Genomic DNA, 22,325 nt, shown 5'->3' with positions numbered 1-22,325 from the left:
CAATGAGGAATATAAAGAGCCCTTTCGGGGCGAAGATCCGCGAGGTGGTCGGCATAGATTTCAGCGTCAATACCCTGAGACTATGTTTTATGCGGATGAGCCGGCAGAAGAAAGAGCTGGTCAGCGTCAAGATCGTGCCGACGACCGGTCTGGCTGACGCCGATATCGTCAAGGCTATACTTGATTTTTACTCCGGAACTAAAGCCAGGGCCCCTGAGATCATCACTGTGATCTCATCCCAGGTGGTGATCACCAAGAATATTGAAGTCCCGTCGGTCAATCCCCAGGAAATAAAGGAGATCATCAGCCTGCAGGCGGGACGGCATACCCCTTATTCGCGCGAAGAGGTCATCGTCGATCATATCGATATCGGCGTTTATAAGAAAAATTACACCAAGATACTTATGGTCATCATTAATTCCAAGATAGTCCGGAAACAGCTGGAGATGCTGGAAAAGGCCGGGTTAAGGATAAAAAAAGTGCTCTTTGCCCCGGAGGGGCTGGCCTGGGCGTCAAACAGGATATTGAGGCTGGAATCGCACAGCGCTCCTGTGGGGCTCATCCATATCGATTCGGATTTTACCGATTTCAATGTTATTCTTAAAGGCAGGGTAATATTCGTCAGGTCTATACCTATCGGCAGGCAGCATCTGGTCAGCGATAACGAGAAAAGCCTGGTCAAGTTCAGCGAAGAGGTGCGTAAATCCCTGGAGGCATATCAGAACGAGGATATAGAGCGCAATGTAGAAAGGCTCTTTATCTCGGGCGCGGTAGAAGGGGTCGCGGACTTTGAGAATATCCTGGGGGAGGCGTTCGGCCTGCCGGTAAAGGTCGTCTCTTACGCGAAAGGCATAGTGTCTTCACCGGCTGTCCAGGATTTCATCGCGAAAGAAAAGGATTATTCTTTATTCAGCCTGATCTGCGGGCTCTTGGCCTGCGATGAAGTAAAAGTCAACCTTATTCCGGAGGAATTGAAATTAAAGCAGGTCTTGGAACAGCGGGGAAGGGATCTTGCTCTGGTGGGGATGCTTTTCCTGGCAGCGTTCACGCTGGTTTTCTTTATTATGTTGACCAGGATATATTTTAAAGGCGCTTACCTGAACGTGTTGAACGATAAATACCTATCGTTGAACAAGGATACGCTTAAGCTGGAAAAGGAACTGGTCGGCATAAATACCATGCGCAAGTATTTTTCCGGTCAGGGAAGCCTGCTGGAAGTGATCCGGGAATTATCCCAGATCATGCCGGAAGACCTGGAATTCAGCGATATCCGGGCTGACGAGCAGGGCAGGCTGACCACAAAAGGTACGGCATTATCGATGTCTACGGTATTTTCCTTTGTCGACAGCATGGCCAAATCGAAATATTTTAAAGAAGTCAAGACCAAATATACCACCAAAAGGAAAGAGGCGGGCAAGGATATCGTCGATTTTGAGATCAATTGCCTGTTGAAGAAAGTGGCGGGGCATTGATGATGAAAAAGATACAGGATATATACGCGTTCCTGGCGCATCTGCCTAAGCGCGATAAAATGAAGTTTTACGCCGCGGGGATATTTGTCCTGATGGCTTTGTTCGACCGGCTGATAATCGCCCCTATTTCCTCAAAGTTGCAGTCTTTGGATAAGCAGATAACGGAGAAAGAGGCGGCAATAAAGGTGGATCTGCGCATATTGGGAGAGAAAGAGCGCATTGAGCTGGAAAGCGCCCAATATAGGTCTTTCTTTACCAAGGAGGGCTCGGCCGAGGAGGAGATGTCTTCCTTAATGAAGGAGGTGGAGACCCTGGCTAATAAATCCACGGTTTATCTTTTGGATATGAAGCCCGGTACGGTCAAGCAGAGCGCTACCTCCAAGGAATACACGGTTACCCTGAATTGCGAGGGCGAGCTTAGGCGCCTTATCGAATTCATTTACGCGATTGAAACATCCAAGAAGCTCCTGAAGACCGAAAAAATGCAGATCTCGGTTAAATCCAAAGAAAGCGATACCTTGAAATGCAGCCTTTTGATATCAAAAATAATTCTGTTAAAGTCCGAATAATATGCTATAATCAGTAATCGGCCTGAGGAAGCTATTGACTTGAGCCGGGAAATAACATATAATGGATCCAAAAGAAGTTAATTAAGGAGGTGACAAGATTGGTTTTAGTCGTTGAGAAGAAGAAAAAAATAATCGATAGTTTTAAAGGACATAATCAGGATACCGGATCAGCGCAGGTGCAGATAGCGCTTTTGACTGAGAGGATCAATCTTTTAACTGATCATTTCAAGCTTCATAAGAAAGATTTCCATTCCCGCCGCGGGCTCTTGGTCCTGGTCGGGAAACGCCGCCGGCTTCTTAATTATTTTAAGAAGAAAGACAGCACTAAATACCAGGAACTCCTGGACAAACTTAATCTGAGGAAATAGCTGCCATACCTTTATATCCTCGCCAACAGAGCACATCAAGAAGCCTTAGAAAGAATAGGATGATTATGAAAGAAAACGCGAAGAGCATTAAATTCGGGGACCAGGATTTCAATCTTAAAACAGGTAAGGTGGCTAAACAGGCCAATGGTTCGGTCGTGGTGGAATACGGCGGTACCGTTGTGTTGGTCACTGCCTGCGTGTCCGCTAAGATCAGGGAAGGCCAGGATTTCTTTCCTTTGACCGTGGAATACCAGGAAAAGACATATGCCGCGGGAAGGATCCCCGGCGGTTTCTTTAAGCGTGAAGGCAAGCCGTCGGAGAATGAGATATTGACATCCCGGCTTATCGACAGGCCTATCCGTCCGCTTTTTCCTAAAGGTTTTTTGAACGAGGTTCAGATAGTGGCCCTGGTTTTGTCCAGCGACGCGGAAAATGACCCGGATATAATGGCCGTTAACGGCGCGTCAGCCGCCCTTTGCATTTCCGATATACCGTTCGCCGGGCCGATAGGCTGCTGCCGGGTAGCCAGGAATGAATCGGGATTTATCCTGAATCCCACCTATGCCCAGACCAGCGTTTCCGACCTTGATTTGATCGTGGTAGCCAATAAAAAAGGCGTGGTCATGCTGGAATCAAAGTGTAAAGAGGTCTCGGAAGAGGTCTACTTTGACGCGGTTAAATTCGCGTATGAACATATACAGGATATTATCCGTTTTCAGGAAGAATTCGCCAAGGAATTCGGCAAAGCCAAGATCGAACCGGCGTATAAAAAGATCGACCCGGCATTGATGGAAAAGGTCCAGGGCCTGGCAATGGAGCGTTTACGCCAGGTTTATAAGTTAACCAAGAAAGAGGACCGGGAAGACGGTATAGAGCTTTTATCGAAAGAGCTGCAGGCTTCTCTGACCGCCGAGGGCTTTTCGGACCTGGATATAAAAACGGCTTTGGTTGAAGTTGAAGAAGCGGAAGTGCGCAAAATGATCGTGGACGATAAGGTGCGCGTCGACGGGCGCGGTTTCGAAGAGATCCGGCCGATAAGCTGTGAGGCGTCGTTCCTGCCGCGCACCCATGGCTCCGCGCTTTTTACCCGCGGACAGACCCAGAGCCTGGCAGTGATCACGCTGGGTACCGGAGATGACGAGCAGATGATCGAATCCCTGGAAGGGGAGAAATACAAGAATTTTATGCTGCATTACTGTTTTCCGCCTTTCAGCGTTGGCGAGACCAAGCCTATGCGCGGTCCCGGACGCCGGGAGATCGGGCACGGCGCTCTGGCTGAACGGGCCTTGTTGGCTGTAATGCCCACTAAAGAGCAATTCCCTTATACTGTAAGGGTTGTTTCCGAGATACTGGAATCAAACGGGTCTTCGAGCATGGCCACGGTATGCGCGGCCAGTCTTTCCTTGATGGACGCGGGCGTACCGATCAAAGAACCGGTAAGCGGCATAGCTATGGGCCTGGTCAAGGAGGGGAATAAAGCGGTCATCCTGACCGATATCGCCGGAGTGGAAGATCATTTCGGGGATATGGACTTTAAGGTCGCCGGGACCAAGACCGGCATGACCGCGGTGCAGCTGGACCTTAAGATCGACGGCATAGACCTGGAGCTGCTCAAGAACGCTTTGTCCCAGGCCAAAAAAGCCAGGTTTTTCATCCTGGATAAGATTACCGCGTGCCTTGAAAAGCCGCGCAGCGCCTTATCGGTGTACGCGCCCAGGATCGATAAGATAAAGATCAATACCGAGAAGATCGGCGCGGTCATCGGTCCGGGCGGAAAGACCATTAAGCAGATCATCGCGGCCACCGGCGCCAGCATCGATATAGATGATGACGGAACTGTTTTGGTCGCTTCCAACGACGTGAATAAATCCCAGGCCGCTATTTCGATGATCAAGGCGATCACCGACGATGTGGAAGTGGGCAGGATATATCCGGCGAAAGTCAAGAGGGTCACTACCTTCGGGGCTTTTTGCGAGATAGCGCCGGGTAAAGAGGGACTGGTCCACGTTTCGGAATTGGCGGAGAAATTCGTCAAGGATGTGAACAGCGTGGTAAAGGTCGGAGATGAATTCAAAGTGAAGGTGGTTGAGATAGATGAATTAGGCAGGATCAACCTCAGCAAGAAAAAAGCAGAAGAAACCGACAAAAAGTGAAAGAGAAGAGGATCAATGAGTTTAAAGGCATTCTTCTTGTTGCCGCAGGGCTTATTGTTCTAGCCAGCCTTTTATCTTTTGACCCTAATGATCTCGGTTTCCATTCTTCGCACCCCAATGTCCCCCCGCATAATTTGATCAGGACTTTCGGCGCCTATCTGGGTTGGATAATAATCTTTTTTTTCGGCAGATGGGCCTGTTTTATCATGCAGTTGTTTCTGCTCTGGGCAGGGATAAAGCTCTTCAGGAATGACCCCCCCTATTTAAGTATCCCCCGGATGATCGGACTGGGACTTTTGGCTGTTTCCTGCGGTTCGCTTATTGGTTTGATCATCATAAAAGACGCCTCGGTAAGCTTCTACCACGCCGGTTTTTTGGGTTTCATTATCTCGCGGTTCATTAATAACTATTTCGGGCAGCTCGGCGGGTATATCCTTTTTATCACACTTATACTTTTGTCGTTGGCGCTGGTGACCGAGATAATGATCTCCACGTTTCTGGTGAATTCGGTGGATAAGGCTAAACTCGTGTTTGTTCCTTTCTGGAAGAAAAGATCCGAAAGCCAGGGGTTGATCAAAAAGATCATCTCAGGGAAAAAAGCGCTTCGGGATAAGATCATAAAGCCCCGGATCGCCGAGGTTAAGCCCGTTGACCTCGCTGAAGAGGCGATAGAAAAGCCGGGTATCATAAAACCGAAAGTGAAGATCAAGGCCGAAACGGATAAGCCCGCTTCTGAAAACCCTAAGCCTAGACCCAAAGAGGTGTTGATCGGGGATTATCGTTTGCCCGGATTGGACCTTTTGGATTCGCCGCCGCCTTTAGAGGCCAGGCAGATAAAAGAGGACTTGACCAATAATGCCCGTGTCCTGCAGGATACGCTGGAGGATTTTGGGATCGCGGTCAAGGTCACGGATATCGAGCGCGGGCCGATAATAACCCGGTATGAACTCGAGCCTGCTCCCGGGGTCAAGCTTAACCGCATAGTCGCTTTAGGCGATGATATCGCTTTGGCGATGAAGGCGCAGTCGGTCAGGATCGTGGCTCCTATTCCGGGCAAGGCTAGGGTCGGGGTGGAGGTTCCCAATATGCAAAGCACCCTGGTCTACCTAAAAGAGTTGCTTGCCGCGAAGGAGTTCCAGGACGCGAAGTCAAAATTGACTATTTCACTGGGTAAGGATATTGCCGGCGCTCCGGTGGTCGGCTATCTGGACCAGATGCCGCATCTTTTAATAGCCGGGACTACCGGAGCGGGTAAGACCGTATGCGTCAATTCAGTGATCCTATCCTTGCTTTGGAAGTGTTCCCCCAATGAACTCAAGATGGTGATGATCGACCCGAAAATGGTGGAGCTGGCGCCTTTTAACGGACTGCCGCATTTACTTTGCCCTGTGGTTACCGAATCCAAAAAAGCCGCCGGGGTATTGAATTGGGTGGTCAATGAAATGGAGCATAGATATCGCCTTCTGGCTGAAGCCGGGGCGCGCAATATTATCGCCTACAATGAAAAACAGCCTAAGGAGTGGATGCCTTATATAGTCGTTTTGATCGATGAATTCGCCGATCTGATGATGGTCGCCCGCGACCAGGTTGAAAGCGCGGTTACCCGTCTGGCCCAGCTTTCCCGGGCAGTGGGGATCCACCTGGTTTTAGCTACCCAGAGGCCGTCTGTCGACGTAATAACCGGCGTTATCAAGGCAAATCTTCCGGCGCGCATCTCTTTTAAAGTCGCTTCCAAGGTTGATTCCAGGACAGTCTTGGATATGAACGGAGCGGATAAACTGCTGGGCAGAGGGGATATGCTTTTTCTCAAGCCTCAGGACGCGAAGATTGTCCGCGCGCAGGGCGCTTTGGTCACGGATAAGGAGATTGAAAGAGTAGTCGATTTTATAAAGGCGCAGGCTGAACCGGTATATAATGAAGAGGTATTAAAAGATCCGTCCAGATCAGGCAGCGTGAGCACCGAGAAAGACGATCTCTATGACGAGGCGGTCCGGGTGGTCATCGAGAGCAATCAGGCGTCTGTTTCGATATTGCAGAGAAGGATGCGCCTTGGTTATACCCGCGCCGCCCGGATGATCGATATGATGGAAGAGGACGGTATTGTAGGCCCTTACGAGGGAAGCAAGCCCAGGAGGCTGCTGGTGGATCGGGATGAGTGGCTGAAGAATCAGGTTATGCCGGGCAAACAAGCAGGTTAATTATGGAATCGGTTGGCGCGAAGCTCAAGAAAAAAAGGCTGGAACAGGGTATATCCATTGAAGACGTCCATAATAAGACCAAGATCCACCTGGATATACTTAAATCCATAGAAGACGATGATTTTGTCAATCTCAATCCGATATATATAAAAGGCTTCCTTAAACTGTATTGCCAATGCCTCGGCGTAAGCCCTGAAGATTATATCCCTTGTTATAAAGAAGCAAGGGTGACGATCAAGCCGTCTGATCCGGAAGGTAAAAAAGACCGCGGTTATCTTAAACAATCATCCGGGGCGGAAAAAGCGTTCAATCTTAGGTTGATCGTATCGATCGTATCTTTTATAATCCTTATATTCCTGGTTATAGGCCTGTTTAATCTTGTAAGATCTACGGCTGCCCGGATTTCCGGATGGTCGAAGAAAAATAAAGCGACCGTGCATGCCAGGGTGAAACCAGCAAGGAAACCGGCGCAAGCGGCCAAGTCTAAGCCCGCAGCTGTGAGCCCGGCGGCCAAAGCTAAATTCCAGGGAAGCATCGCTTTTAATAACAGCGCGGATTCGGAATTAAGGGCCGGTTTGCACGCGCTTGAAGATTGCTGGGTGCAGGCAAAGATCGACGGCAAAACCGTTTTCCAGAGCATCCTGAAAAAAGGCAGGGATGAAAATTGGAAAGCGAAAGATAAGATCGAACTGCTCTTGGGTTCTGCCGGAGGGGTGCGCCTGGAAGTAAACGGCAAGGTCATCCCCACTTTGGGCAGGAGGGACCAGGTCCTAAAAGATATCGTTATTACCAAGAACGGCCTTAAGATCGGACGTTGATGGCAAAGGCCCGGATCGGGATATTAAGCTTGGGCTGTACGCGCAACCTGGTTGATTCAGAAGGGATGCTTGGCAGGCTGAATTTGTCCGGATATCCCATCGTGGATATAGATAAAGCGGATATAGCCATAGTTAATACCTGTGCTTTCATTCAGGACGCTAAATCCGAATCCATCGACGCGATCCTGGACCTGATCGAATTAAAAAGATCCGGCCGTTTAAGAAAGATCATTGTTTGCGGCTGCCTCAGCCAGCGCTACGCGGATAAATTACGCTCTGAATTGCCGGAAGTGGACGCTTTTGTCGGCAGGGTGCGCCTTAGCCCGGATAAATCCAGGTTCAGCCTTACTCCCGGGCATTACGCGTATCTTAAGATATGCGAAGGCTGCATAAATAACTGCAGTTATTGTATAATCCCTAAGATCAAACCGGATTTTGAGAGCCTTTCTCCTGCGGATATACTGAAAAAAGTCCGGGAGTGGAATTCCCAAAAGCTATCGGAGATCAATATAATCGGCCAGGATATCACCGGTTACGGGTTAGGGCCGAAAAATAAATCAGGATTGACCGCTCTTTTAAAGAAGATCGTCCGGGATGCCGGTTCGATCGGCTGGATACGGCTGCTGTATTTATATCCCAGCAGGATAGACGACGACCTCTTAGAGTTTATCAGGGACAATCCCCGGGTCTGCAAATACATCGATATGCCGTTGCAGCATATCAATGACCGGGTATTGAAACTGATGAATCGGGGCACAGCCAGAAAAGATATGGAACGGCTGGTCGCCCGGATCCGCAAGACTATTCCGGATGTCGCCTTGAGGACTTGTTTTATTGTGGGTTTTCCCTCGGAAACAGATAAGGAGTTCGAGGAACTCCTGGAATTCTGCCGCGAGATGAAATTTGAAAGATTAGGGGCTTTTGCATTTTCCCGGGAAGAAGGCACGCCTGCTTATAAACTGCCGGGACAGGTCCCGGCCAGGGTCAAGGAAGAGCGCTTTAACAGGATAATGACGGCCCAGCAGGAAATATCCTGTCAGGTAAACCGGAAGTTCCTGGGCAGGGCCATTGATGTGCTGGTAGAAGAGAAAAAAGACGATTGCTATCTCGGGCGCAGCCAATATGACGCGCCGGAAGTGGACGGCCTTGTGTACATAAGGTCAAAAGAAAAATTAAGGCCGGGAGAGTTTGTAAGGGTAAAAATAACAGATACGCTGGAATATGATCTAACGGGAGAGGTAATTAATGAACATCGCCAATAAAATAACTATGTTCAGGATAGCGCTTACATTTGTGTTTATGATATTTCTATCTTTTCAGGGCCTTTGGCCAAAGATAATAAGCCTTTTGGTTTTTATCTGCGCGGCAGTATCCGATTACCTGGACGGCAGGATCGCCCGTAAGCGGAATATGTCCACGGATTTCGGCAAGCTGATGGATCCTATCGCCGATAAGATACTGGTCCTGGCGGCGTTCGCGGCTTTTGTGCAGATGCAGCTGATCAAGGATTGGATGTTTATGATTATCGTGTCCCGCGAGATACTGATAACTTCTTTCCGGCTGTTCGCATTGAACAAAAGCAAGGTTCTGTCCGCCGGTAAGATGGGCAAGCACAAGACATTCTCCCAGATGGTTATTATATTCCTGATCCTGGGTTTTATAGTTTTTAAGGAAGTAATGCTTAATGTCTCTACCTGGAATCCGGCCTGGGAAAAATTCTTCCGCCAGGGGATCGATGTCTTTATGTGGTTTATCGTCGGCCTGACCATATATTCCGGATTTTCCTACCTCTGGGATAACCGCAAGGTCATTGCCAATATCTAAAGATGCGTAATTTCCTGATCAAGACAGTTGCTACTTTTTTCGGGGCGGGATATCTGCCTTTGGTCCCCGGGACATTCGGCAGCATCGCCGGGGTCGCGGTGTATTTCCTGGTAAAGGATAACCCGGCGTTGTTTATCGGCGCCATATCTTTGTTTTTATTCCTGGGATTCTGGCTCAGCGGTTATACTGAAAAGATATATGGACGGAAGGACCCGCAGGTCGTGGTCATTGATGAAGTGGCGGGAATGCTTTTAAGCTTATTATTCGTTCCTTTCAGCCCCTGGGCGGTTATCATCGGATTTGTCCTTTTCCGCATATTGGATACCCTTAAGCCTTATCCCGCCGGAAAGCTGCAGCAGCTGCATGGCAGCGTAGGCATAATGACCGATGATATTGTCGCCGGAATTTATGCCAATTTTATCCTTCAAATCGTATTCCGCCTCTTGAAATAGGGGACGGTTCCTCGTTCTCTAATCTATTATCCCCCTTGAACTTACAAACACGTCATTGCCAAAATGAATTCAGTTTCTTGTAAATAGGCTGTTTCTATCATAATATACCAAAAGAGTTACCTGATTAGTGAGCATTAACAACTGTTCCCTAAGGGTAATGTTTGCAGGGCTTCATAGATCGGGCCAAGCGGGGTTAGTGTGCTTCTGAAAAGCGTGAGTTTATTCGCGGTAAATTCATGTTTTTCGTTCTTTAGTTTGTTATTCAAACCGGCTATTCCGCCAACCAGGGCTTGTTGATTAAAGCAGGAGCGGTTCCTGGCCAGGGTTATATGCGCGGAAAAAGGCTGTGTTTTCGCAGGGATGCCTATCTTTGTCAATCCGTCTTCCAGATCCGCGGCGATTTTTTTTAGCGGGAGTTCTCCCTGATCAATCCCTAACCAGATTATGCGCGGGGCATTTATTCCCGGGAATGCGTCAAGCAAGGCCAGGCTTATTATAAAAGAACAATTATTATCAGCGGTTTCTTTTAGTAGGGAAGCGGTTTGATCTGATTGCTCCGCGTTGATCTCTCCGAGGAATTTCAGGGTAAGGTGGATATTCTGTGGTTTAACCCATTTCATATCAGCCTGGCAGGTTTTTAACTTATTCTGTATGCGGCTTAAATATTCCTTGATCTCCGCAGGCAGCTCTATCGCTATAAATGCTCTCATATCCTTGTAGACGTTGTACGCAACCCGTTGTGAGTAAAGTAATTACAAATAAATGTTTTCATTAGTTTCGAGCTTGCGATTTACCTCATAAAACATTTATTTGTAAACCTAATATTATCAGGAAGTTAGCTACAACGTCTACGTAGTAAATGAAGGGCGGCCAGGGCTGATTGACGCTGGATCAGGCTGCGGTTTCCTTTAAAGCAATATTGATTGCAGATATATCCGTTCTTGAAAGTTACCGCGATAAAGACAGTGCCTATTGGTTTGATTTTGGTTCCGCCGGAAGGCCCGGCAATGCCGGTGATCCCGATACCATAATCGGTTTTAGCGATACGGCGCACAGCGTGTGCCATTGCCTCGGCAACTTCCTGGGAAACCGCGCCGTGTTTTTTGATCAAAGCCAGGGGAATGCCCAGGATATCGTGTTTTGCCTGGTTGCTGTAAACTACTGCCCCGAGCTTAAAATACTTCGAGCTGCCTGGTAAAGAGGTGAGCAGGAAGGAGAAAAGCCCTCCGGTGCAGGATTCGGCTACAGATAAGGTCTTGCGGTTTTTGATCAGGTATTTATTTGTTTGCCGGATAATAGTTTCCATGGGATTATTATAGGTATTTTTAAAGCCCTTGACAAGAAAAGAGTTTTAGTTTATACTTAAGCACATTAAATCTTCAGGGCCAGGTGTGATTCCTGACCGGCGGTCGCGCAAAGGCGCACACCAATCCATCAATTATAGGTCTTGGTGTTATAGCCCGCGAGCAGGCGCTTAAATTTCAGCGCTCGCAGATCCGGTGTGATTCCGGGGCCGATGGTGCAGCAGAAGCAGCATACCGTCCGGTGCCGGTTCGGACGGGTATAACGCTGAATGTCGACACCCAATCTAAGATGTCAGATTGGTGTCTTGCTTCTGCGCGATAGTCCAGATGGAAGAAGATGGATAAAATAAACTATGCCCGAAGATTGCCTTCGGGCTTATTATTTTATGGAGGGATATGTTCAATTCGACCGCGGAAATAATAGAGGATCTTAAAAAAGGGCTGATGGTCATTATCGTCGATGACGAGGACCGCGAAAATGAAGGCGACCTGATCATGTCCGCTTCTTTCGCCAAGCCTGAGTACATAAATTTCATGGCCAAATACGGCCGCGGTCTGATCTGTGTGCCGATGGAAGAAGAACGGCTTAATCAGCTTAAGCTGGATCCGATGCAGGCTAACAAGAAAGACCCGTTTTCGACTGCCTGGATGATCTCTGTGGATGCCGCCTCAGGGGTTACCACCGGGATATCCGCTTTTGACCGGGCGCATACCATTGAAACCCTGATCAATCCGTCCGCAAAGCCGGAAGAACTTTCCAAACCCGGGCATATTTTCCCGTTAAAGGCCCGCAAGGGTGGGGTCTTGGTCCGGGCAGGCCATACCGAGGCTTCCGTGGATATGATGCGGATAGCCGGATTATACCCGGCGGCGGTGATCTGCGAGATAATGAACGATGACGGGTCTATGGCCAGGCTTCCTCAGTTGCGGGAGTTTGCCCAGAAGCATAAATTGAAGATCGGCTCTATCGCCAATCTTATAGAATACCGCAGGCGCTCGGAAAAATTGATCGAGCGTGTTTCCGAAGTGAACCTGCCCACGGAATGCGGAAACTATAAATTGATCCTTTACCGCGACCTGACCAACGGCCAGACCCATGTAGCTTTGATTATGGGAGAGTGGTCTCAGGAATCGCTTCTGGTCAGGGTGCATTCGGAATGCCTTACCGGAGATGTTTTTAGTTCTTTGCGCTGTGATTGCGGCCGGCAGCTGAAAAAGGCTATGCAGATGATCGACAAAGAGAAAAAAGGCATTGTCCTGTATATGAAACAGGAAGGCCGGGGCATAGGCCTGGAGGCTAAGATCAGGGCCTACGGGTTGCAGGAGCAGGGCCTGGATACTGTAGAGGCTAATCAGGCCTTGGGTTACGAGCCCGATCTGCGGGATTACGGGATAGGCGCGCAGATACTGGCTGAACTGGGGGTAAAGAATATACGGTTGATGACCAATAATCCCCGCAAGATCGTAGGGTTGGAAGGATACGGGCTCAAAGTGGTGGAGCGTGTTCCGCTGGAGATCGAGCCTAACCAGAATAATTACATATATCTGAAGACCAAAAAAGAGAAAATGGGGCATAAGTTGGATATTTAATGGGTGTTGTGTTTCTATGATTTACACCCGGCGCAATAGCACCCGGCGTTATTTGAATACGCCGGTATCCGCCTTGTGGCGGAGAATATGTGCCGGTGTGGTATTTGACGAGTGGCACCCGGTGCAATCGGAATATGCACCGGTGTGGTATACGTATACCAGGAGGAGTGAAAAATGGCAAAGGAAATAACAGGAAGTCTGGTTTCAAAAGGGAAGAAATTCGCAGTTGTCGCTTCCAGGTTCAATGATTTTATGACCAAGGAGCTTGTTGCCGGTTGCCTGGATACCCTGGTCAGGCACGGAGTGGAAGACAATGATATCACTGTTGCCTGGGTCCCCGGGGCTTTTGAGATACCTACCGCGGCACAGAAAATGGCGGAGGCCAAGTCTTATGACGCAGTGATCTGTTTGGGGACGGTGATCCGCGGATCGACCCCGCATTTTGATTTTATCGCTTCAGAAGCGGCGAAAGGGATAGCCAAGGTCTCTATGGATAATTCCCTGCCGGTTATCTTCGGTTTGATCACCGCTGACACTATTGAGCAAGCGGTCGAGCGTTCAGGTTCCAAGGACGGCAATAAGGGGCGGGATGCCGCGCTATCCGCCATCGAGATGGTCAATCTTTTAAGCCAGATAAAATAAAATGAGAAAACGCAGCCTTTCAAGAGAACTAGCCCTGCAGGTCCTTTACCAGATCGATATCACCAAGGAGCGTTATGACGCGACCCTTGAGAATTTCTGGAAGATGGACCATGAAAAGGATATCAGCGACGAAATAAAAGCCTTCACCGAGGGTCTGGTCAAGGGGGTGTCGGAGCATATCAAGGTGATTGACGATAAGATCGCCGGGTACGCGACTAACTGGGAACTTACCCGTATGGCGGTGGTGGACAGGAATATATTGCGCATGGCGGGTTTTGAATTGATCTTCCGCAAAGACATCCCTCCCAAGGTGTCCATAAATGAAGCGGTGGATCTGGCCAAGAAATATTCCGGGGACGCTTCAGGCAAATTCGTTAACGGTATACTGGATAAGATAAAATCCGAAAGACCTGAATGAGATCCGCCGACCTGCACACCCATACCAATTACTCCGACGGCACTGCCACTCCGGAAGAATTGATCGCTGAAGCTGTCAAGGCCGGGTTGTCCGCTGTAGCCATTACCGACCATGATACGGTCGAGGGGGTGGAAAGGGCTATCGCGGCAAGCGCCGGCGGACAGGTAGAGGTCTTGCCGGGGATCGAGTTGACCTCTGAGCATGAGGGGCTGGAGATACATCTCCTGGGATATCTGTTGGATCATAGGGATAAAAGCCTGCTGGAGAGACTTCAGCTCTTGAAAAAAAACCGGGTCGACCGGATATACCGGATCTGCGATAAATTAAAGGCGCTGGGATTGAGCCTTGCCCCGGAAAAGGTCTTCGATCTTTCGGCAATAGGCACGGTCGGCAGGTTGCACGTCGCCCAGGCGATGGTCAAAGAGGGGTTGGTTAATTCCACCTATGAGGCCTTCAATAAATACATAGGCGATAAATGCCCCGCTTATGTGGCTAATTTTAAATTATCCCCGCAGGAGGCTATAGGTTTGATCCTTAAGTTCTCCGGCATCCCCGTGCTGGCGCATCCGTATTCCATGGGAAGGGACGACCTGATTCCCAGGTTCGCCGAATACGGGCTTATGGGGCTGGAGGTCTATTACCTGGAACATACCAGATCAATGGTCGATTCTTACCTGCATACAGCAAAGAAATTGAACCTTTTGGTCACCGGCGGCTCGGATTATCACGGCAAGTCGAAACCCAATGTTTATATGGGCGCGATGAAGATACCTTATGAGCTGGTCGAAAAATTAAAAGAGGCGAAAGCCAGAGCGGATTGAAATGTTAAAAGACCATTCTTACTATATGAAAATGGCGCTGGGATTGGCGCTGAAGGCCAAAGGCAGGACTTCGCCTAATCCCCTTGTAGGCGCATTGGTGGTGAAGAACAATAAGGTGGTCGGCGGAGGGTATCACGAGAAGGCCGGGCTTTCCCACGCCGAGTTGGTCGCTTTGAATGAAGCGGGTCCGGCGGCCAGGGGGGCCACTTTATACGTTACCCTGGAACCCTGCGCGCATTACGGCAGGACCCCGCCTTGCGGGGATGAGATAATAAGAAGCGGGATAAAGCATGCGGTCGTTGCCATGGTCGATCCCAATCCCCTGGTCAACGGCAAAGGCATAGCCATACTAAAACAGAATAATATAAAGGTCGAGCTGGGGATCCTGGGAGAGGAAGCTGAACGGATAAATGAGGTTTATATAAAGAGCATCACCAAAAAGCTGCCGTTCGTTACGGTAAAGGTCGCCGAATCGTTGGACGGAAAGATCGCTACCAGGAACGGGGATTCCAAATGGATAACCTGCGATAAATCCAGGTCCTACGCGCATAAAATACGCCAGGATTACGACGCCATAATGGTCGGAGTGAATACCGTATTGCGGGATGATCCCAAGCTGGATACGTGGTTCTCAAAACGCCGGCCGGTAAAGGTGGTAGTGGACAGCCAGTTAAGCACCCCGCCGGACGCCAATATTTTTTCAGCCCAGGGCAAGGTTTTGATCATTACCCTGCCGGCAAAACCCGGGCAAGAGACCGAGAACCGCAAGAGCCTGGCGGAAAAGGCAAAGATACTGGAGGTGAAGGAAAGATCCGGGCAGATCAATCTTAAGGATATGATGAAAAAATTGGCCCTGCTTAATATCACCAATATACTGGTGGAGGGCGGGGGGACATTGATCGGCTCATTGTTCGATGAAGGGCTGGTGGATAAGGTGCTGTTTTTCATCAGCCCCAAGATAATCGGCGGCAAAGAAGCCCCGACATCGGTGATGGGCCGGGGGATCGGCCGCATAGATAACGCGATCAGGCTTAAGGATATAAGATACCGCCATATCGCCGAAGATGTGCTGATCGAAGGTTATATAAAATAATGTTTACCGGCATAATCGAGGAACTGGGCAGGGTCAGCGATATCTCCAAGCGGGGCAATGTCAGTTTCCTGACCGTCGAGACCGGCATTGTCTGGCAGGACAGCCGGATAGGCGATAGTATAGCCGTCAACGGGGTGTGCCTTACGGTGGTAAAGATCGACAAAGGCAGGTTAAGTTTTGAGGTGATGCCGCAGACGATGAAAAATACCTGTCTCTGCGGTTTGCGCATTAGCGAAGCGGTTAATCTGGAGCGCAGTCTTAAGGTAGGCGAGAGATTGTCCGGGCATTTTGTGCTTGGCCATATAGACTGCGTCGGCCTGATCCGAAGGAAGAGTTATGTGGAGAATAACCTTTGTTTCGCTATAGCCATACCCGTTGAGCAAACAAGGTATGTCTTGCCTAAAGGCTCGATCGCGATCGACGGGATCAGCCTGACCGTCGTTTCCAGAAGATCGAACCTGGTGAGCGTATATGTAATACCGCACACTTTGAAGAATACGACCTTGAACATTAAAGGGCCTTCGGATAAGGTGAACATAGAGTTGGACATACTGGCAAAAAAGGCGGATGTCCTTTCCTGAAACTTCTGATATTGCCAATTCTGAAAAAGTCTGTTATACTATCACATCACGGGGCGTGGCTCAGTTTGGCTAGAGCGCAACGTTCGGGACGTTGAGGTCACAGGTTCAAGTCCTGTCGCCCCGATAAATGAGCGCATAACTTACGGAACCCCGTAAGGGGTGACGTAAGTTATATGCGCGAATTTATCCCGCCGTGCGCGGCAAATATATTTGCCGCATCTTGAGAGGCGGGATATTATCCTCATCGCTACGCGTTTATTGTAGAGGTGGGGATTTTTTTTGGCCGGAACCTATTTTCTCGTTTCTTTTGCTCCTGATCTGTGGTAAAATTTAACTGCAATGAGCGCGTTCCGGCCGGGATTTTCTAGCCATCCCGCGTCGGGAGAAATGGAATTTGATTATGACCCAGAGAGCGCATCTGTATTACAGCGGAAAAGTGCAGGGTGTCGGGTTTCGTTACACCGTCAGGGATATCGCCGGCCGTTTGGGCGTCCGGGGGTGGGTCAAGAATCTGCCTGACAGCCGGGTGGAGCTTTTGGCCGAAGCCGAAGAGGCGGACCTTAAGCAATTCCTGGATAACATAAAAGAATGCTTCTTTCGGTATATCCGAGAAGTAGATATAAGCTGGGAACCTGCCGCGGATGACGTTAAGGATTTCAATATAAAATTCTAATATGCATAGCAAGATCAGGCAAGAGATGGAAGAGCTCAAGGCGCAGATCCGGCGCCATGCGGAGCTTTACTATAAATTTTCCAAGCCCAGTATATCCGACAAGGAATACGACGACCTCTTGCGCAGGCTGCGCGAGATGGAGGAGAGATATCCCCGGTACCGCACGCCTGATTCCCCGACCGTAAAGTTAGGCAGGAATACCTTAGAAGAATTCGCCGCTGTAAAGCACCGTCAGCGGATGCTTTCTCTTGATAATACCTATTCGTTCGAAGAATTGCAAAAGTGGCATGAACGGGTGTTGAGGGGGCTTGATGGACAGCGGCCGGAATTCGTTGCTGAGCTGAAAATAGACGGTTTGAGCGCCAATCTCACTTACGAAAACGGCAGATTGGTCCGTGGGGCTACCCGCGGCGACGGCCAGACCGGAGAGGACGTGACTGCAAATATCCTGACCATTAAAGATATCCCCGGGCATCTTTCCGGCAAGGCGCTTCCCGGGCGGATTGAGATCCGCGGAGAGGTGTATATGGATTTGGTTGATTTTCGCAAGATGAATGAACAGCGCTCGGATAACGGCGAGGATGTTTTTGCCAATCCGCGTAATGCCGCGTCCGGATCGCTTAAGTTGCTCGATCCGACGGAAGTGGCTCGGCGCAGGCTTGCCTTTTTCGGGCACTCGCTCGGCGACCACCAGGACGGGATCATAACCGATCAGATGGGTTTTTTCGATAAACTCAAAAGTTGGGGCGTGCGCGTCAATCCTAATACGCGCTTATGCCGCAGTTTTTCCGAGGTGCTGGATTTTTGCGGTTCGTGGCAGGACAAACGGGATTCCCTGCCCTATGAGATCGACGGGATAGTGATCAAGGTGAACAGCTTTGAACAGCAGGCCGCGCTCGGCGAGACCGGGAAAAATCCGCGTTGGGCGATCGCCTACAAATTCCCCGCCAGGCAGGCTACTACGGAAGTCCTGGATATCAAGATAAACGTGGGCCGTACCGGGGTGATCACCCCGACTGCGGAACTGAGAGATGTGGAATGCGCAGGGGTGGTCATTAAGAACGCGACCCTGCACAACTTTGACGAGATCAAACGACTGGACATAAAAGTAGGCGACCGTGTGTTGATCGAAAGAGCAGGCGATGTTATTCCGAAAGTGGTCAAGGTGGTGGAACATCTTGGAAAAGCTGAATACAAGATGCCTACTGAATGTCCGTCGTGCAAGGGCAGGATCGTAAAAGAAAAAGAAGATGATGTAGCGTACCGTTGCGTCAACCCTTTCTGCCCCGCGCAGTTGGAAAGAGGGATCTTGCATTTTGCCTCTCGCTTGGCAATGGATATAGAAGGCCTGGGCGAGGTTGTGGTCAGTCAGATGGTAAGCCTTGGCCTGGTCCGCAGGCTGGATGATATATACGGATTGAAACCCGAAGACCTGGCAAGGCTTGATTTATTCAAGGACAAAAAAATAAACAATCTTCTTGCCGCCATTAAGGCCAGTAAAAAAAAGCCTTTATCAAGGTTGGTCTATGGCCTGGGAATACGCCATGTGGGAGAGAAGGCCGCTTATATCCTGGCGCAGCGGTTTGGGACACTGGATGATCTGATCGCGGCGAAAAAAGAGGAGCTTGAGCGGATATATGAAGTCGGCCCGGCGATCGCTGCTTCGTTGGTTGATTATTTTTCCCGGAAAGAGACTCAAGGATTGATCAAGGGTTTTCGTGAGTCCGGACTTAATTTTAAGGAAGAGAAGGCCCTTTTGACTAACACCCCTTTTTCCGGCAAGAGCGTTGTTTTTACCGGCGAATTGAGAGGCCTTAGCCGGAATCAGGCTGAAGAGCTGGTCCGCGGCCTGGGCGGTAATCCGTCTTCCAGCGTGAGCAGGGCCACGGATTTTGTAGTTGCCGGTAAAGGCCCTGGCTCGAAATACGCCAAGGCTGAAAAATTGGGGGTAAGGATAATCACCGATGAAGAATTCAGGGGGATGATCGAATGAATAAGATGAACGAAAGACTGAAGCGGTTCAGGGGCGGGCATAGGATAGCAAGCCTTTTTCTTTTTCTGTTTGTCGGGATGTTTTTTATCGCCGGCCTTTCCGGATGCGAGTCTTTTTCCCGTAAGTTTACCCGCCACAAGAAAGAGCCTCTGAAACCTGAAGAGATGGTCCTTGAGCCTCAGCAGTATAACAACGATCAAAGGAGCAAAGAGGAGATCTATCGGGAATATTGCCTATACTGGGAAAGCTGGCAGAACGAATTCATTGATTCCTTGACCTCTGATACCCCCAACCGGAAGAGGCAGGCGGATAATCTGAAAGAAGCGATAAAAAACCTTATGGCTATGCGGGATATGCTTGATCAGCAAAGGCAGGATTTGTTGGGGGCGTATATCACGAAATTGCTGGATCTGGAAACGGCGATATCCATGGATATTTATAACGCGTCCATACCCCAGCACCGGATGAGGGCTGAAAAGTTGAAACGGGATATCCTGCGGATTTTCTCGTATCACCGGATCAAGGATTATGTGCGATGATACTTGAACGGATCACCGTCGGGTCTATGGATGTCAATTGTTACGTGCTTGCCTCGGGAGAAGGCGCTAAGGCTGTGATAATCGATCCCGGGGATGATGAGCAAAAGATCCGCGCCGCGCTCAAGAGGCATAACCTTTCCGCCGGGATGGTGATCAATACTCACGGGCATTTCGATCATATCGGCGCGGATGACGCCTTCGGGGTGCCGGTATATATACACGAGCTGGATGCCGCGATGTTGCGGGACCCAAAACTGAATTTTTCGGTTTTTCTGTCCGGTGCGGTCAAGGTTGCAGCCCAGGTTAGAACAGTTAAAGACAAGGACCTGATCGGCCTTGATGGCGTGGAGTTGGAGGTAATGCATACGCCCGGGCATTCTGCCGGCGGTATTTCCCTTTTGCTCAGGAAGCCGCAGGAGAAAGTGGTCTTTACCGGGGATACCCTTTTTTATCAGGGCGTAGGACGGACGGATCTGGGCGGAGACGCCGGTCTGCTTTTTGAAGGGATAAAGGAGAAACTTTTTACCCTGCCGGGTGATACAGCGGTGTATCCCGGGCACGGGCCTTTTTCAACTATCGGCCGCGAGAAGATAAATTATTAACCCAAGACCCGGTCTTGAAAGTGGTTGATATGGATGAACTTATAGAGTCATTCTTGAATTATCTTTCAGTGGAACGGGGGTTGTCCAAGAATACTATAATATCCTATAGGGATGATCTGGTAACTTATTCGGGATTTTTAAAGTCGCTTGGTTTAGACGCCTTCTCTAAAGCCAACCGCAGTGCGGTAACGGATTTTATGTTCTTTCAGAAGGATAAAGGCCTGGCGCCTAATTCCATCGCCCGCAGGCTGGCGGCGATAAGGATGTTTCACCGTTTTCTGGTCAGGGAAAGGGTGCTGAAAAATGATCCTACCAGCCTGGTGGATTCCCCTAAACTATGGCAGAAGATACCGGAGACATTATCGGTAAATGAAGCCGAGGCGTTGATCTCTCAGCCTAACCTGCGCGACGACCAGGGGATAAGGGACAGGGCGATATTAGAGACTATGTACGCCACCGGGATGCGCGTATCCGAGGTGGTAAATCTAAGAATAGATAATGTGAACAAGGAAGTCGGTTTTTTGCGATGTATCGGCAAAGGTAATAAGGAGCGGATCATTCCCCTGGGGAAAAAAGCGGTCATCAGCCTGGAAAGGTATATCTCCTCAAGCCGGCGGAACTTGCTTAAGAAAAAAGAATCGGAATTCTTGTTCTTGAACCGTTTTGGCAAGAAGATATCGCGGCAATCTTTGTGGAAGATCGTCAAACTTTATTCCCGTATGGCCGGTATAAAGAAGCCGATGAAGCCGCATATCCTCAGGCATTCCTTTGCAACTCACTTGCTGGAAAGAGGGGCTGACCTGCGCTCGGTGCAGGAGATGCTGGGCCATTCCAATATTTCGACCACCCAGATCTATACGCATATAAATAAGGACAGGCTTAAGTCAATACACCGGATGTATCATCCCCGGCCGTAATGAAATATCCTATGGAAAAATATCTTAAAAAGCTTTCTCAAGAACTGCAGGATGTGATGGCATTGGCCGGAGAACTCGCCGGCAATCGCGGGGCTCGGGCTTATCTGGTAGGGGGATTTGTCCGCGATCTGCTTTTGGGAGTGGATAACCTTGACCTGGATATTGCCCTCGAAGGGGACGGCATAAGATTCGCCGAGGCTTTTGCTAAAAGAATGAATGCCCAGGTTGTCTGCCATAAAAGGTTCGGGACCGCTAAGGTCAATATAAGCCATCTTCTGAAAGTGGATATCGCTTCCACCAGGAAAGAATCATATCCGCATCCCGCGAGCCTTCCTTTGGTGGAAAGAGGGTTGTTGGAAGACGACCTGATCCGCAGGGATTTCACCATCAATACCCTGGCTATCAGCTTGAACCGCCAGGATTTCGGCAGGCTGCTGGATGTGTTCGACGGAAAGCGCGATATCAGGCATAAGTTTATACGCATACTCCATGACGCCAGTTTTGTGGATGACCCTACCAGGATATTGCGGGCGATCCGCTTTGAGCAGAGGTATGGTTTCAGGATAGAGCCGCATACGATGTCCTGCTTGAGGAAAGCCTTGAAGCAGGATATGCTTGATGTTGTCCAACCGCAGCGTTTGCGCCAGGAGTTGGTCCTGATGCTGAGCGAAAAGGAGCCCTGGAAGCCGATCAGAAGGATGCAGGAAATAACCGGGCTGGATTTTCTGGACCCGGGATTGGCGTTTTCAAAGGACACCCTTGATTTATTTCGCAGCGCCGGCAGGCAGATACGCTGGTTTGAATCGAATTTCCCCCGGCGCAGGCGGCTGGATGCCTGGCTGATATATCTTATGACTTTGCTGGGCGGATCAAGCGAAGCCGTTACCAGCCGGATCTGCCGCAAGTTTGTTTTCTCCAAAGGTGAGGAAAAAAGGATCGCCAGCTTTGTTTCCCTTAAAGCCGATATACTGGCCAAGTTGAGCAGAAAAAAACTCCTGCCCAGCGATGTCTTCCATATGTTGGAGTCCTTGAGTTACGAGGCCATACTTTTAATAAAGGCCTGCTGCCGGGATAGGCTGGCGCAGAGGCGCATCGAAGATTTTTTCCATAAGTATAACGGGACCAACCTTTCGGTGGGCGGCCGGCATTTGAAAGACCTGGGGTTTGTTCCCGGGCCGCATTTTCAGAAGATCTTCCGCGAGCTTTTAAACGAAAAATTGAACGGCCGGCTGAAAGGCAGGGAAGATGAGATGAGATTCCTTAAAAAGTTAAAGAAGGATAAATAGAAAGGGGCTGTT

General features: G+C 49.5%; 23 protein-coding genes and 1 tRNA gene. 22 read left to right on the top strand and 2 right to left on the bottom strand.

The features are described from left to right. Positions 1 to 2 precede the first annotated feature (2 nt). The 9 genes from pilM (at position 3) to M0R35_02970 (ending at position 9,854) form a co-directional block, all read left to right on the top strand. Positions 3 to 1,472: a pilus assembly protein PilM gene (gene pilM, locus M0R35_03010; GenBank protein ID MCK9594629.1), complete on the top strand. Its 1,470-nt coding sequence runs from the start codon at positions 3 to 5 to the stop codon at positions 1,470 to 1,472. After that, on the top strand, positions 1,472 to 2,041 hold the full coding sequence (gene pilO, locus M0R35_03005; protein MCK9594628.1) for a type 4a pilus biogenesis protein PilO: 570 nt from the start codon (positions 1,472 to 1,474) through the stop codon (positions 2,039 to 2,041). The genes pilM and pilO overlap by 1 nt, the downstream gene beginning before the upstream one ends. A gap of 98 nt (positions 2,042 to 2,139) precedes the next feature. Continuing rightward, complete coding sequence (gene rpsO / locus M0R35_03000) at positions 2,140 to 2,409, top strand: 30S ribosomal protein S15 (protein MCK9594627.1); 270 nt, start codon at positions 2,140 to 2,142, stop codon at positions 2,407 to 2,409. Positions 2,410 to 2,474: 65 nt separating this feature from the next. Continuing rightward, complete coding sequence (pnp, locus tag M0R35_02995) at positions 2,475 to 4,562, top strand: polyribonucleotide nucleotidyltransferase (protein MCK9594626.1); 2,088 nt, start codon at positions 2,475 to 2,477, stop codon at positions 4,560 to 4,562. Beyond that, positions 4,559 to 6,760, top strand: a complete 2,202-nt coding sequence (locus M0R35_02990) for a DNA translocase FtsK (protein ID MCK9594625.1) — start codon at positions 4,559 to 4,561, stop codon at positions 6,758 to 6,760. Before pnp ends, M0R35_02990 begins: the two co-directional genes overlap by 4 nt. Positions 6,761 to 6,762: 2 nt before the next feature. Next, positions 6,763 to 7,578 carry a DUF4115 domain-containing protein gene (locus tag M0R35_02985; GenBank protein MCK9594624.1) on the top strand — a complete coding sequence of 272 codons (816 nt, stop codon included), beginning with the start codon at positions 6,763 to 6,765 and terminating at the stop codon, positions 7,576 to 7,578. After that, positions 7,578 to 8,840 (top strand): MiaB/RimO family radical SAM methylthiotransferase, encoded by a 1,263-nt coding sequence (locus M0R35_02980; GenBank protein ID MCK9594623.1) that lies wholly within the window; start codon positions 7,578 to 7,580, stop codon positions 8,838 to 8,840. Before M0R35_02985 ends, M0R35_02980 begins: the two co-directional genes overlap by 1 nt. After that, on the top strand, positions 8,824 to 9,402 hold the full coding sequence (pgsA, locus tag M0R35_02975; protein MCK9594622.1) for a CDP-diacylglycerol--glycerol-3-phosphate 3-phosphatidyltransferase: 579 nt from the start codon (positions 8,824 to 8,826) through the stop codon (positions 9,400 to 9,402). The genes M0R35_02980 and pgsA overlap by 17 nt, the downstream gene beginning before the upstream one ends. Positions 9,403 to 9,404: 2 nt before the next feature. Continuing rightward, positions 9,405 to 9,854 carry a phosphatidylglycerophosphatase A gene (locus tag M0R35_02970; GenBank protein MCK9594621.1) on the top strand — a complete coding sequence of 150 codons (450 nt, stop codon included), beginning with the start codon at positions 9,405 to 9,407 and terminating at the stop codon, positions 9,852 to 9,854. Positions 9,855 to 9,988: 134 nt separating this feature from the next. On the opposite strand, the gene thpR is transcribed toward M0R35_02970, so the two are convergent. Both thpR and M0R35_02960 read right to left on the bottom strand, forming a co-directional pair. Beyond that, positions 9,989 to 10,564: an RNA 2',3'-cyclic phosphodiesterase gene (thpR, locus tag M0R35_02965; GenBank protein ID MCK9594620.1), complete on the bottom strand. Its 576-nt coding sequence runs from the start codon at positions 10,562 to 10,564 to the stop codon at positions 9,989 to 9,991. A gap of 125 nt (positions 10,565 to 10,689) precedes the next feature. Further along, positions 10,690 to 11,160 (bottom strand): CinA family protein, encoded by a 471-nt coding sequence (locus M0R35_02960; GenBank protein MCK9594619.1) that lies wholly within the window; start codon positions 11,158 to 11,160, stop codon positions 10,690 to 10,692. A 394-nt stretch (positions 11,161 to 11,554) separates the two neighbouring features. Between M0R35_02960 and M0R35_02955 the strand changes: the two genes are divergently transcribed. The 13 genes from M0R35_02955 to M0R35_02895 all read left to right on the top strand — a co-directional run bounded on the left by M0R35_02955 (position 11,555) and on the right by M0R35_02895 (position 22,313). Then, a complete protein-coding gene (locus tag M0R35_02955; protein MCK9594618.1) occupies positions 11,555 to 12,748 on the top strand; it encodes a bifunctional 3,4-dihydroxy-2-butanone-4-phosphate synthase/GTP cyclohydrolase II in 1,194 nt (397 codons plus the stop codon). A gap of 174 nt (positions 12,749 to 12,922) precedes the next feature. After that, positions 12,923 to 13,390, top strand: a complete 468-nt coding sequence (ribE, locus tag M0R35_02950) for a 6,7-dimethyl-8-ribityllumazine synthase (protein MCK9594617.1) — start codon at positions 12,923 to 12,925, stop codon at positions 13,388 to 13,390. Position 13,391: 1 nt separating this feature from the next. Then, positions 13,392 to 13,808, top strand: coding sequence for a transcription antitermination factor NusB (gene nusB / locus M0R35_02945; protein MCK9594616.1), 417 nt, complete (start codon positions 13,392 to 13,394; stop codon positions 13,806 to 13,808). Then, complete coding sequence (locus M0R35_02940) at positions 13,805 to 14,629, top strand: PHP domain-containing protein (GenBank protein MCK9594615.1); 825 nt, start codon at positions 13,805 to 13,807, stop codon at positions 14,627 to 14,629. The genes nusB and M0R35_02940 overlap by 4 nt, the downstream gene beginning before the upstream one ends. A gap of 25 nt (positions 14,630 to 14,654) precedes the next feature. Continuing rightward, positions 14,655 to 15,722, top strand: a complete 1,068-nt coding sequence (gene ribD, locus M0R35_02935) for a bifunctional diaminohydroxyphosphoribosylaminopyrimidine deaminase/5-amino-6-(5-phosphoribosylamino)uracil reductase RibD (GenBank protein MCK9594614.1) — start codon at positions 14,655 to 14,657, stop codon at positions 15,720 to 15,722. Then, complete coding sequence (locus tag M0R35_02930; protein MCK9594613.1) at positions 15,722 to 16,303, top strand: riboflavin synthase; 582 nt, start codon at positions 15,722 to 15,724, stop codon at positions 16,301 to 16,303. Before ribD ends, M0R35_02930 begins: the two co-directional genes overlap by 1 nt. Positions 16,304 to 16,352: 49 nt before the next feature. Then, positions 16,353 to 16,427, top strand: a tRNA-Pro gene (locus tag M0R35_02925). A gap of 276 nt (positions 16,428 to 16,703) precedes the next feature. After that, positions 16,704 to 16,976 (top strand): acylphosphatase, encoded by a 273-nt coding sequence (locus M0R35_02920; protein ID MCK9594612.1) that lies wholly within the window; start codon positions 16,704 to 16,706, stop codon positions 16,974 to 16,976. A 1-nt stretch (position 16,977) separates the two neighbouring features. Next, positions 16,978 to 18,969 (top strand): NAD-dependent DNA ligase LigA, encoded by a 1,992-nt coding sequence (gene ligA / locus M0R35_02915; GenBank protein ID MCK9594611.1) that lies wholly within the window; start codon positions 16,978 to 16,980, stop codon positions 18,967 to 18,969. Continuing rightward, the gene (locus M0R35_02910) at positions 18,966 to 19,508 is read left to right on the top strand and encodes a hypothetical protein (protein MCK9594610.1); all 543 of its coding nucleotides are present in this window, start codon (positions 18,966 to 18,968) and stop codon (positions 19,506 to 19,508) included. Before ligA ends, M0R35_02910 begins: the two co-directional genes overlap by 4 nt. Beyond that, a complete protein-coding gene (locus M0R35_02905; GenBank protein ID MCK9594609.1) occupies positions 19,505 to 20,110 on the top strand; it encodes an MBL fold metallo-hydrolase in 606 nt (201 codons plus the stop codon). Before M0R35_02910 ends, M0R35_02905 begins: the two co-directional genes overlap by 4 nt. 29 nt (positions 20,111 to 20,139) lie before the next feature. Next, entirely contained in the window at positions 20,140 to 21,027 is an 888-nt protein-coding gene (gene xerD, locus M0R35_02900) for a site-specific tyrosine recombinase XerD (protein ID MCK9594608.1), read from the top strand. Then, positions 21,027 to 22,313, top strand: coding sequence for a hypothetical protein (locus M0R35_02895; protein MCK9594607.1), 1,287 nt, complete (start codon positions 21,027 to 21,029; stop codon positions 22,311 to 22,313). The genes xerD and M0R35_02895 overlap by 1 nt, the downstream gene beginning before the upstream one ends. Positions 22,314 to 22,325 lie beyond the last annotated feature (12 nt).

It is taken from the genome of Candidatus Omnitrophota bacterium (assembly GCA_023227985.1).
Taxonomy (GTDB): Bacteria; Omnitrophota; Gorgyraeia; order Gygaellales; family Profunditerraquicolaceae; genus JALOCB01.
The sequence above is the reverse complement of the archived record's forward strand: the minus strand, read 5'-3'. Positions and strand labels throughout refer to the sequence as shown.